Annotated in this window: 1 protein-coding gene; it reads right to left on the minus strand. The window is 46.8% G+C overall.

Annotated features, from left to right (window positions below; all coding sequences use genetic code 11):
• The coding region (locus tag GJV22_RS05620) for an HYR domain-containing protein (RefSeq protein ID WP_163709900.1) at nucleotides 1-14,765 on the minus strand (14,765 nt) is incomplete at both ends.

Raw genomic sequence — 14,765 nt, forward strand, 5'->3', positions numbered from 1 at the left:
GTTGGCATAAGAACAGGAGTATGCTGTTGTATCTGCTGCAGCTGTATAGTCCGGAGTTACTGGAGGTATTAAGATAAAGTCGGCATCAAAGGTGATTGTATCACACAGGTCGGTTATTGTCCAGTTAATGGTTATCGGGTCACCACCGCAAAGATCAATCGACTGGCTGCCATCATAGTCGTTGGTGACAACAGGAGCACATCCTTCATCAACAACACTTGCCACTACGGCTGCCTGCTGTGCAGTCACCCATGCTGAAATAGCAGCATCCAGAGCAACCTGGTCTGCATAGTTGCAGGCATTGGCTGTTCCCGGAGTTGGGTCTGCCGGTGTTAGAGGTGGTGCATTAATTCTAATCTCCTGATCGCAACTCGAACGATTTCCCGAGTCATCATACACCGTCCAGGTGCGGGTTACAATAATCGGACAAGTGCCGGAAACAACATCGACGTATTCAACTCCTGCTATACTACAATTATCGGAGGCAGTTCCCAAATTAATCGCATCGGTAAATTGAACGGAATCTGAAACAGCAATTGTATCTGAAAAAGCCGGGCCAGTAATGACCTCGGTATCACAACCCTCGAGGTTACGTACGGTACAGGATACAACTGGTGGTATCGTATCAAGAACCATTACAAGATGTGAACAGGTGTCAGAACCAGAAACATTTGCAGCACTCCAGGTGATGGTCGATTCTCCAAGTTGGAACGGATAATTTCCAATTGGATCAGCGTCCTCAAATGTATTTTTTGTATAAGTATCCGTTAAACCTACAAAACCATCCGGATTAATAATCGTAAATGTCCATTCAATAGCAGGAACGCCTTCCAGTAATTTTGCAAACCCCGGATCAAATACATGTTCACAGTTCGTATCGGCATAAACAGTTGTATCAGGAGGACACTCAATAAGCGGTGGACCTGTCACGGTTACTGTAAAATCGCAATTAACCTGATGCCCGTTTCCATCCTCAAAATAATAGGTAATGGTGGTTACGCCAATATCATAACTATGTGATCCCGTGAGTAAGTTTATACCTGACGGATCATTATAGATGGAGTCAAGATTATCAGAAGGATCTAAAACAGTATAGATCAATGTAGAATCACAATTATCAGCATAGTTTGGAAATCCTACTTCGACTCCTGAGGCAAAAGTTTCATTTAAATCGGCTGGAACTGTAATACTCGGAGGACAACTTAATGACGGCAACTGGTCAAGAACCTCTACCGTTACAGTACAAGTGGTATCATTACCTGAGTTATCGGATATTGTCCATACAACTTCCGTAATTCCTATTGGATACAATGCATCTGCATTATCTGTACCAGTATAATCGTTGGTAATGGTATAGATCGCAGTCTCGCAGTATTCACTAATTGTCGGTACTCCTACGTTAACAAAGGCATCACAAGCATCTGCCGCAACCGTTACGGCTGCCGGATCTGATGGACAGCTTATGGCTGTTGACGGGATCTCATCACGCAGCATCGTCACGGTAAAGGAGCATTCTGCAGAATTTCCGTCAGGATCCGTTACCGTATAGGTTACCGTGTTAACCCCTACCGGGAACTCGAGTGCCGAGACCGACCCTACACCTGTGGTATCCCAGGTAGCATTTAAGATCTCAAAGCTTAGCTCCAGCGAATCTGTTGGCCAGCAAACTGCAGAGTAAACCGGCTCGCTCATCGATGGTGGCAACGCAACACAATCAGAAGCATCCATTGTACCGGTTACGCTCGTCGGACAGGTAATCTCCGGATCATGGGTTCCGATTACCTGTACGGTGACCACGCAGGTCGTGTCGTTTCCTGAGTTGTCGCTGATCGTATAGGTCACATAGGTTACTCCAACCGGGTAGGTATCGCTGGCATTCGTACCACTGTTATAATCGTTGGTAATGGTATAAGTCGCAGTCTCGCAATATTCACTAATTGTTGGTACTCCAACATTAACATAGGCATCACAGGCATCTGCAGCAACTGTTACAGCCACCGGATCTGATGGACAGCTAATGGCTGTTGACGGGATCTCATCACGTAACATCGTTACAATAAAGGAGCATTCAGCCGTATTTCCGTCGGGATCGGTAACCGTGTAGGTAACTGTGTTAACCCCTACCGGGAACTCGAGCGCTGAAACCGACCCGACACCAGTGGTATCCCAGGTAGCATTTAAGATCTCAAAGCTTAGTTCCAGCGAATCTGTTGGCCAGCAAGTTGCTGAGTAAACCGGCTCGCCAATCGATGGTGGTAATGCAACACAATCCGAAGCATCCATTGTACCGGTTACACTCGTCGGACAAGTGATCTCCGGATCATGGGTTCCGATTACCTGAACTGTTACCACACAGGTCGTGTCATTACCTGAGTTGTCGCTGATCGTATAGGTCACATAGGTTACGCCAACCGGGTAGGTATCGCTGGCATTCGTACCACTATTATAATCGTTGGTAATGGTATAAGTCGCAGTCTCGCAATATTCACTAATTGCCGGTACTCCTACGTTAACAAAGGCATCACAGGCATCTGCCGCAACTGTTACGGCTGCGGGATCAGATGGACACGTAATGGCTGTTGACGGGATCTCGTCACGCAACATCGTCACAGTAAAGGAGCATTCTGCCGTATTTCCGTCGGGATCCGTTACCGTATATGTTACCGTGTTAACCCCTACCGGGAACTCGAGTGCCGAGACCGACCCTACACCTGTGGTATCCCAGGTAGCATTCAAGATCTCAAAGCTTAGCTCCAGCGAATCTGTAGACCAGCAAACCGCAGAGTAAACAGGCTCGCCAATCGATGGTGGCAAAGCAACACAATCCGAAGCATCCATTGTACCGGTTACGCTCGTCGGACAGGTGATCTCCGGATCATGGGTTCCAATTACCTGAACTGTTACCACACAGGTCGTGTCATTACCTGAGTTGTCGCTGATCGTATAGGTCACATAGGTTACGCCAACCGGGTAGGTATCGCTGGCATTCGTACCAATATTATAATCGTTGGTAATGGTATAAGTCGCAGTCTCGCAATATTCACTAATTGCCGGTACTCCTACGTTAACAAAGGCATCACAGGCATCTGCCGCAACTGTTACGGCTGCGGGATCAGATGGACACGTAATGGCTGTTGACGGGATCTCGTCACGCAACATCGTCACAGTAAAGGAGCATTCTGCTGTATTTCCGTCGGGATCCGTTACCGTATAGGTGACCGTAGAAATACCTACAGGGAATGCGAGTCCAACAACAGATCCAACACCAGTTGTGTCGGGCGACCATGCTCCGGTAATGGAAAATGTTAGTTCTAAAGAATCCTTAGGCCAGCAATCATCATTATAATCCGGCTCAACAATATCCGGAGGAATGGCATAACAATCGGTTGCATCCATAATTCCTATCACAGACTGACACCCAATTGTAATGTTCGGCGGTGTCACATCGACTATCTTAACGGTGAAGCTACAAGTAGCCGTCAATCCGGCGGCATCAGTTGCGGTATATGTAACTGTAGTGACACCTACCGGGAAACTCAATCCCGTTACTGTACCGCTATCATTATCAAATGTTCCATCAGGGAATAACCTCGTGTAGCTTAATGCGGGTACTGAACAATCATCATTGATCGTTGGGTTTGTCGGAGTTGCCAGGATTTTGGAACAATTATTCGGCGCTGCTATTTCTTCAACATTTCCGGGGCAGGTGATTGTTGGCGGCACATCGTCCGTAATTGTATAAGTTGCTGTTGTTTGCGCTGTATTGCCACAGTCATCTTTAACCGTCCATGTGATGTTGATTTGCTGGTTAGCCGGAGTTCCTCCCCAAGTTTGAGTTAAACTGTCATTGGTCCATTCGAGGTCATCATCACAATTATCCGTTGCAGCTGCACCGGCGCGTGTTGACAACCAGTTTTGATAGCCCGGATCATCATTGGGATCTAAGGTCGAACAATCGGTTTGGCCATTGGATGCCTGCGGAGAGATGACTGGCGGCGTAGTGTCTTTTACAATGATCAACTGCGTACACTCGGACGTATTACCGCATTCATCAGTTGCGCGATAAGTGCGCGTGATTGTTTCCGGACAGGTCTTGTTGTCCGAAACATCGCCAACATGAATGATCATTACCGGAGCCGAACACTTATCCGTGGCTGTTACCAAGGAAATATTCGCTGCAGGCACCTCATCAATACATTGAACAGTCGAATCCGGCGGGCAGATAATTGTCGGTCCAACCGTATCGACCACCGTAATGTACTGTATATCCACCGTCTGATGTCCACAATCATCTTCCAGGATCCAGGTGCGCTGGATAACTTCTTCGCCTCCACATTCACCCGGGACAATCTCGTCGCTATAGGTTGCATTCAGGCCTTCCGAGCAGTTGTCAAATTCATCTTCAACATAGCCAGTGATCAATGTATCTGCATTATAACCACAATTAGCGTCCATGTAAATGGTTTTGTCTGCCGGAACGGTGAAAGTTGGATCATTCGTATCAATTCTCCTCACGACCGCGTCCGATTCGCTACACACCGGATCCGAACTGAACTCGTCAACAGGAATGGTATCGCAAGCGATTGCCAGAACATAACGGGTTTTGATATAATACCCATTACAGTTTTCTACCGTCGGAGGAGTATTGGACCCCCAGTTTGCTCCATTGTCAAAACTATATTCAACCTTAAATCCGGAAACCAGGTCTGGTGGAGTGACTACGATTGGGCCGCAACCGGTATTAACAACAGGATCCGGTGCTGCGGGGAATACAACAAAACTGGCCGAACCACTACAATCTCCGGATGTGGTCGTGTAGGTAGCCACAAAACAACCTGGATCCGTAGGGGTAAACACTCCTGTATCCACGTTAATTGTACCACCACCTGTCACACTCCATTCTCCACCATCAGGTGCCCCTGACTGTGTAAAAGCTACTTGGCTACCTCCCGCACAGGCATTTGTTGTATGTACGACCGGATTGTTAATCACATAAACCGTGTGATAGTCGGCAGATCCCGGACATCCGGCAATAAACACCGTTAAGGTATAATCGGTAGTTGATGGTGGTAAAACTACGACAACTTCCCCACCTCCAACCGGGATTTGTTCAATTGGCCCCCACTGATAGGTAATATCTGGAGGTGGAGCGGGTAAGGAAATATTATCGACTGCCCAAACGCTGCAATCACTCGGGCTATCAAACTCAAAGCGGATACGTAAATTGTCCGTTCCAATGTAGTCCGACAAATCGACACCAACATCGTTTATCACATTGGGATCTCCGCTCATCAGGGTATCTGAATATTCTGCTAAAAGAATATTGTAGGTATTTCCACCGTCTGTTGAAAGAGTGATCCGCGCTGTTGCATCGGCATCCAGCATATAAGCATGCTTAAAGCTTAGTTCGGCTGACGACATCGTGGAAGGCAGACTAAAGACCGGTGTTTCCATCCAGGAATTTACCCCCCCACTTACAATAGCAAATTTCTTATCTTCCGAATTAAAAACATTCCCACCGCAGAAGTTTTTTGGCCCGTTAGTTTCAGCCCAGAGGGTTGGTTTTTCGTTATCATTATTGGCCGGGAAATTATTATCCATAATTCCGTCTTCATAGACATTCCATCCAATTGTGTGCAGGTTGGCTTGGTTAAAATCACCGCCCGGGATAAGTTCCGTATCGAAGGTAAATTCAGGAATGGTACCAGTCAGCGTCACCGGCTCCCCTGCACAGATATCTCCACCCGAGGCTGTAATCACCGGCTTGAACTCAGGTATCACGGTCACTCGGGCATAACCGGAATAAACAGGATTACAATTATCATTACCCACCAATACTACAAACAGCGCAGTATTCGGGATGTCATTATAGACATAAAAATCCGTTGTAACCTCCAGTGTGTCCCAGGTGACTCCCCCATCGAGCGACATTTCCCATTGGATCACATTTCCCACATAGCTTTCTAATTTAAGAGTATCACTATTGTCTGCTGTACATGCTGTAGAAATCGCAGGCGACAGGAAACCACCGTCCGGCATTTCATCAACCTGGATAGAACCACTTAACGAAGTATTCAAACAAGGCCCTGTAGTTGTTAATGAATAATTAAAGGTACCGGATTCGGTTGGCGTACCTGAGATAATGAAAACACTGTCGTTATCTTGAGAAAGTTCAACACCGTTGGGCAGATTGCCCGACAGAATAACTCCGGTTGCCGAACCTCCAATGGTATAACGAATCGAATCAATCAGGGCATAAATACATACAGCCTGATCCGCATCTCCGGTCAACGAGATTGTAGCATCATCTCTTACGGTAATGGTACCCGTCAAGGATTGATTATAGCAAGGCGAACCGGTTGTTGACACCGTAAAAGAGAATACACCAGCCTCTGTAGGTTTTCCACTAATGGTAAATACTCCACTTGCATACGAACCGGTGACTCCAGCAGGTAATGAACCAGGAGGAACTTCAGCTCCGGTAGCATTTCCACCAATCAAATACGAAATACTGGTTATCGAAGTGTTTTTACAAACCGTTTGTGTTGCGGTTCCCCCGCCAAGTTCGATTGTTCCTTCATCGTTAACTGTTATGGTTCCGCTTACAGATGGATTCACACAATCGGCACCCGTTGTTGTAACCGTGTAGTTAAATGTACCGGACTCGGTTGGTGTCCCGGATATGATAAAGATGCCTCCGCTGTATGAACCGCCAACTCCGGCAGGCCACGAGCCTGATAAAACAGCATCTGTTGCCGAACCTCCTATTTCAAAAGAAATGGCAGTGATTGTTGAGTCGATACATACCGTTTGGTTCACATCCGTGGTCGGATTAATCGTTCCGTTGGTGTTTACCGTCAATGTTGCCGTATTTGATGTTACTGAAGAACAAGTGAACCCGGCTGGTCCTGATACAACAACATAGTAGTCACCAGCATGAGCTGGCGTAATTCCCGATATTGTGTAGCTTGATGAGTTTGATCCGACTGGCGTGTCTGGACTTCCCTTTTTATACCATTGATAAGCTAACTGGGCTCCGCCGGCATTAGCCGCAATATTGAAACTTACACTCGTTCCCTCACATTTGGTTATTGATGCTGGTTGTGTGGTAATGGTAATGGCAGCATCCACATTGAGGGTTGCGGTATTCGACTTCACCGAATCACATGGTGCAGCTCCTTTCACCCAAACGTAGTACGATCCATCATCGGATAAACTAACCGAACTAAAACTCAATGTTTCGGAAGTTGCACCTGTGATTGGCACTCCCCCTTTATACCATTGGTATGTTAATTCATCACCAGAAGCAGCAACTGTCAGACTAGCCGGCTCACCCACACAAACAGGGGTATTGGAAGGCTGGCTGGTAATCACCACGGCTTTGTTGATGACGATTGTTGTTATATCACTTACCGGTCCACAAGGTCCAGCGGGGTCATCACTTGTTAGCGTCAAGGTTACCGAACCGTTGTTAACTTCAGCCGCTGTTGGTGTATAGGTTGCATTCAGCGACGTAGGACCTGGATTAAACGATCCGGATCCGCCGCTCCATCTTCCTGTTGTTATACCTCCACTAATACTACCCGCCAAATTAACCGAGCTACCCTGACAAATCGGATCATAGGTTCCGGCATCGACAACAGGTAATGGATAAACAGTAACTCCAGGAGTTGTATTAGAACATCCCGTAGAAGCTTGTGTAAATGTAAAAGTAACGGTTCCGGCTGCAATTCCTGTAATTACACCATTTGCATCAACAGTAGCCACTGACGGATTACTGCTGGTCCAGGTACCGCCTGTAGTAGGTGATAATATTTCCGTTTCGCCTACGCATATTGACGAAGGAGCTGACACAGCTGGCAATGGATTTACAGTAACAGCAGAAGTTGTAGCAGAACATCCGGTGGAAGTTAGTGTGAATGTAAAAGAAACGGTTCCGGCTGATATTCCTGTAATTTCACCACTTGCATCAACAGTTGCCACAGATGAATTACTGCTGGTCCAGGTACCTCCTGATGTAGGATCTAATGTTTCCGTTTCGCCAACACATACAGCTGATGGAGCTGACACAACTGGTAGTGGGTTAACAGTAACACTTAAAGTTGTACTGGAACATCCGGTGGCAGTATCTGTAAAGGTAAAAGTAACGGTTCCGGCTGCAATTCCTGTTATAACACCATTTGCATCAACAGTTGCCACAGAAGAATTACTGCTAGCCCAGGTACCTCCTGTTGCAGGAGATATTGTTTTCGTTTCGCCAACACAAACACTTGAAGGAGCTGACACAACTGGTAATGGATTAATCGTAATGACCACATTATCTGATTCAGGTTCACAAGGACCATCAGGATCGTCAGTCGTCAGGGTCAAGTTAACCGAACCACCAGCTATCTCGGATGCAGTAGGCGTATAAGTTGCATTCAGGGTGCTGCTATTTGGACTGAATATTCCGTCTCCACCACTCCAAGTTCCCGAACTGGCTCCTCCTCCAACCGAACCATTTAAGGTCGCTGATCCATCGGCGCAGATGGTTTGAGGTTCACCTGCATCTGCAGTTGCAGCAGGGTTAACGGTCATAGTTGTCGAAGCTGTTAAGGACTGACTACATGCTTCTCCGCTCGCATAGGCTACACTAACCAATGTATAAGTTGTACTAGCCGATAACGGGCCTGTATCCAATATGGCAGTTCCACTTCCATCAACTGAAATCGTTTGATTTGTTCCTCCATTAACCTGGTAAGTAACCACGGTATTCGCAGTCGCAGTAAAAGTAATTGCAGACACAGACCCCTCACAAATTGGGTCGGTACCCGATACAGCAACACTTGCCGTTGGATCTGGACGAACAGTAAGGGTCATGCTATCCTTTACAACAGGGCATTCCCCCTCTCCCTGAGCGGTTAACGTAATGATAATTGAACCACCATTAATAATAGACGCTGGCACATTATATCTTGGGTCCTCAGTCGTGGCATTCGGTTGGAAACTTCCTTCATCTGCCGTCCATAAGATATCTTTTTTCGTAGTCGCACCATCAAGTGTACCGTTGAGTTGTACTTGTGTCTCTCCTGCGCATACCGCAATATCCGGTCCTGCATCAACAAAAGCGAAGGTATTTACGGCTACAACCAGTGCTGCACTTGTTGTTGATCCGCAAACATTGGTAGCAGTAACCGTAATATTTTTGTCGCCGGCCGATTGTACACCCGCAGTAACTGTGACTAATGTATCCCCTTGTCCGGAAGTTATTGTCCAACCTGCGGGGAAGTTCCAGGTATAACTGGTAGCATCAGGTACCGGGGGTATCCAGTACTGTAGTCCGGTAGCGATCGGACAAATTGAGCTTGACTGGCCGGTGATATGTTGCGGTACATTGGGAGTCGCCGGTGCAGCATTATAAACTTTTAAGGTAACCGCGTTACTGATCGCAGTATCTCCCGTTGTACAGGTTTCATTCGAAACGAGCCTAACGTAAACTTCATCACCATCAGCAGGCGTTACGGTGTAATTTGGACTATCGTTTCCTTGTGAAGAACCGTTGACAAACCATTCGTAAGTTGGGCTCGTTCCTCCATTTATCGGTGTAGCAGTGAACGTTACTGAGGTACTCGCACAAACAGTATCGGCACTTTCAGCAATACTAACGCTCACCTGCAGCAGCGGATTCACATCAATTGTATCGTAAGCGGTCGCTGTCTGCGGGGCACATTCATTATCACTGGTCACGGTCATTGTCAGTGTTACCGTATTTCCGGCATCACCCGGTGCAGCATTATAAGTTGGAGTGAGTGTCATTTCTGTGCCACTGGTAATCGAACCAGCTCCATTATGTGTCCACAAAATAGTTCCATTACTTGCTGATGCCCCACTTACAGTTGCCGTTTCATCCACACAAATGGTTTGGCTTCCACCGGCAGATGCAGTAGGGAGCGGATCGACATCGATTGTATACTCTGCAGTTACAGTATTCCCACAAGCATTATCACTGGTTACTTCCATCGTCAAGGTAACCGTGGTTCCGGCATCACTTGCATCCGGGGTATAGGTTGGGCTTGGTGAAGTCTCATCTGTCAACGAACCATTTCCGGTAGTTACAGTCCAGGAGATATCTCCGTTACTTGCAGACGCCCCACTGGCCGTTGCCGTTTCATTTACACAAATGGTTTGGCTTCCACCAGCCGATGCAGTAGGAAGCGGATCAATGCCGACTGAAATTTCGGTTGGAGAACTCGCCGTACATCCATTGGCATTGGTATAATTAACCGAAACTGTTCCTGTCCCTGCTGATCCCCAATCAACCGTCACCGAATCATCGGCACTTCCCCCACCACTTGTTGGAGTACCTCCATTCACTGTCCAAACATAATTACTCATTCCGGGCTCCGTCGTGTAGATATGCCCAGTGGAATTTTCACAAACAGTCAGATCTCCGGAGATTGTTGGAACCGGTAGGGGGTAAACGAGAATGTTATAATTAGCGTTATCAGTTGCTGTGCCACAACTATTGTCACTTGTCACGGTCATGGTCAGCGTTACGGTATTCCCGGCATCACCAGCAGTAGAAGTATAGGTAGGCGTTAAGCTTGTTTCTCGTGTTAGTGAGCCACCTCCGTTATGAGTCCACAAAATCGTTCCGTTAGCTGCTGATGCGCCACTGACGGTCGCAGATTGATTTACACAGATAGAATCACCTCCACCTGCGACAGCAGTAGGAAGAGGATCAACCTGCATCACAATAACATTACTGGTATCGGGAGGCCCCGGACAGGTTACAGTTGCATCCGGGATCATTACCACTTTCACCGAGTCTCCATCACTTAGTGTTGAAAATGTGTAGGTGTTACTATTCCCTCCAACAGGGTTATCATTAACCAGCCATTGAAATATTGGGTTGGCACCTCCGTTAATCACCAAATCTGTCATGAAGGTCACCGATGTTTCGTCGCAAATCGGGTTGGCCGATTCATAAATGCTTACTTGCGGAACATTCAGATCATTCACCGTCATAGTAATTGGACTACTATAATAATTCCCCGGACATGGCGTTTCTCCCACCTGCGTGGTCACCATCATCCTAATCTTTTCAGCATTATTGAGTGTTGTTGAGCTAAAGCTGACATTTGTTTCACTTACAAGATCACCCCATGTACTCCCACCGTCAATCGAAATCTGCCACTGTAAAAATGGATTTGCTCCTGCATTGGCGGTATCGGCTGTAAAAGTTACTTCTTCACCTTGGCAGATGGCACCAAGCGGATTTCGTGTAATAGCGACAGTCGTAATCGGTTCAACATTTATGGTCGCCGTTCCACTGAGACCTGTTGCACAAGCCGGTGTATCCTGATACTCAGCACTCACTAAACTATAGACAAAGCTACCTTCGTTGTTAATTACTGCCAGTATTGAATCTGTTTCGTTCGCATTGAGATCATATTGAAAATTCGCCCCATCAAAATTATAGGTGACTGTTACCGGCAAATCCACCTTATTTGTAAAGGTGACATAAGGAGTATCCGTTCCATAGCAGATCGTCTTATCACCGCTGATCGTCACATCAGGAACCGGATTAACGGAAACAGTCAGCGTAAAAGTTTCTCCCGGACATGTTCCGGAAGTTGGCGTAACGGTATAGGTCACTGTTTGAATTGTACTGGTTTCATTAACAAGTGTGCCGGTGATTGAATTTCCAATACCTGCAGAACCAGTCATTCCTCCGGTGGTAACAGGAGTTCCCCATGAATAACTTGTGTTTGAGGGCACAATATTACCGCTAGTTCCGTTAGCCGGTGTAACTGAAAATGCGACATCACTGCAAGCTGCCGCCGACGTATCTGCGACTACAGGGGTTGGATTAACTTTTACACTCACCGTGAAGACATTTCCCGGACAATCACCCGACTTGGGTGTCACTATATAAGGAACAGTTTTGGCTGTTGTAGTGGTATTAATCAGCGTTCCGGAAGAAAAAGCGATCGTATCTGTTCCCGATGCGGTACCGGTGATTCCCGACACACTAGGAGCAGACCAGGTATAGGTGGTTCCATCCGGTACTTTCCCGTTATTCAGGCTGTCCGGTGTAAAAGTAAAGTCATCTCCGCTACATATCGTTTGGGTTACCGGGTTGATTGCGGGCCTTGGATTAACGGTCACTTTTACTTCAAAAGTCTCTCCCGGGCAAGATCCCGACGATGGAGTGACCGTGTACGTCGCGTATTGAACAGAACTGGTCGGGTTGGATAAAGTACCGCTGACACTGCTTGCTCCACCGCCAATTGTTCCTCCTGTAATTCCTCCGGTTACGTTTGGAACCGACCAACTGTAAGTCGTATTATCAGGTACACTACCATCTGTTCCATGTTCAGGCGTCACTGAAAAAGTTTCACCACTGCAAATCGTATCAGTCAAGTCAACAATATCAGGAATTGGTTTTACGATTACAGTCAACGAGAATGGATCACCGGGGCATATTCCGGCTGTAGGGGTAACTTCGTAAACCACCGTATCCGGGCTATTCGTCGAATTAGTCAGTAAATCAGTAATTGTTGATCCAAATCCATCGTCGGCATCAGTTATGCCACCGGCAGATTGAACAGTCCAGCTATAGGTTGTTCCAGACGGTACAATCCCATAGCTAGCACCATTAACCGGGTTTACTGTAATTGTATCGCCACTGCAAATACTTCTGGTAACATCAAGAATATCCGGTTCCGGAGTCACATTTACCGTCAAGAGGAATATTCCTCCGATACAGCCGTTGTAGGAGGGAGTTACCGAATAAGTTACGGATTGTGTCGTATTTGTAGAATTTCCAAGTGCACCGCTGATACTGGAACTGGGATTATTGGTATTGGCCTGTGCGCCCGTAATCCCTCCGGTTGAAGATTTAATAGCCCATGTATAAGTAGTCCCCGTCGGAACGACCCCGTCGACACTATCCTGAGGAGTGACACCAAAGCTACCCTCGTTACAAATAGTTACTGTTGTGTCATTTATATTCGGAGTGGGATTGATTACTGCGGTCGCTAACACTGTATCCCCTTCACAAGTATTGAATTTTGGGACAAACTTAAAAGTAACTGTTATCGGTGAACTGGTTGTGTTGGTTAATGTAACATTGGGAACACTTCCAGTATTGGATCCTTCGAGACCGGTTACATCAGAAACATGGTCTCTTGTCCAGCTAAAGGTCGTTCCCCCTGTAGGACTGTGGGGGACAATTGCGCTAATAGACTCAATACCTGAGCACCTTGTTTGTGTGTCAGGAGTGATATAATCAATTACAGGTGTTGGATTAACCAATACCGTTGCAATTGTTGATGGACCATCACAGCCATTGATAGTTGCTCTGATCGTAAATGCTACGGTGACTTGATCGGCAGTTAAATTGGTTAATGTACCTGAGATATCACCGGAACCGGAATCTGCAATGCCGGTTACTGTAACGGTATTGTTTCGGGTCCAGTTAAACGTTACACGCGAATCGTCAGTACTGCTGCTCAGCTCGATAGTTTCAATTGAATCAGTCGAGCAGATTGCTTGCGAGGGAGGTGTAGCTACCACATTTGCTCTTTCGATAACAAATACGGTGTCCGTGCCTGAAATCGCATTTTCACATTTCGGGGATGACTGATATCCAACTTTCACCAATTGATACACAATGGTATCCGCGGTACTGGTAGGAACCGGCCTGGTTTCACTGCTGCCTGCCGGAATAATGACGGTTGGTTGTACAATGTCATTCCTCCGGTAAGTAACAACAACGGAATAAGGCATTGGATTAGTAAATGTGATGTCCGGTGAGTCATCATTCTGGCAAACGGTAGTCGCCCCGCTCATGAAAGCTGTAGGTGTTTCTCTTACAGTTATAGTCGCTGAACCGCTTGCACTATTCAAACAGGCTGTTGAGCTTGCATCCTGAATGCTCACCAAGCTGTAGGTATACGTTCCTGCTGTTCCGGTTGTTTGACTGACCGTGACCGAATTTCCTGACGTTGTTGTAACTGTTTGGTTACTGCCGCCATTGATCGTATAGGTAAACGTGTATGGAGCAGTACCATTACCCCCCGTGAAAGTTATAACTGGATTTACACTATTTAGACATACATCAGCACCACCTGCAATATTAGCAATGGGCAATGGATTAACTGTAACCGTAACAGAAGCAGTCGCCTGACAGCCATTATCATCGGTAACTGTAACTTCATAAGTTCCGCTTGCTGCAGTTGTAATATTATTAATAACCGGATTCTGTTCCGTCGAAGTAAATCCATTTGGTCCGCTCCAGGAATAGGAATAATTCGGGGTACCTCCGGTCAGCGTTGCATACAATGTTAGCGTTTCACCACTACATAGTTCTGGGTTTAGTGCACCGACTGATACTGTTAATTTAGTGGCCGGATCTACAGTGGCGGATGTTACTGCCGTACATCCATTGGCATCTGTTACCGTTACTTCGTATGTTCCTGGGGCCAACCCCGTCAGATCCTGCGTGCTCGCAGCATAAGCCGCCCCGTCTTTTGTCCATGAATAGCTTAAGGTGCCTGCACCTCCGGAGTTAATGGTTACATCAACTGTTCCGTCATCACTGCTGCCATCATCATCATTACATTGCACTGCTGTTGCCGTCGCACTGATTGTCAGTGCAGTGGCCGGATCTACAGTGGCGGATGTTACTGCCGTACATCCATTGGCATCTGTTACCGTTACTTCGTATGTTCCTGGGGCCAACCCCGTCAGATCCTGCGTGCTCGCAGCATAAGCCGCCC

The sequence above is a fragment of the Mangrovibacterium lignilyticum genome, assembly GCF_010882175.1.
Lineage (GTDB): Bacteria > Bacteroidota > Bacteroidia > Bacteroidales > Prolixibacteraceae > Mangrovibacterium > Mangrovibacterium lignilyticum.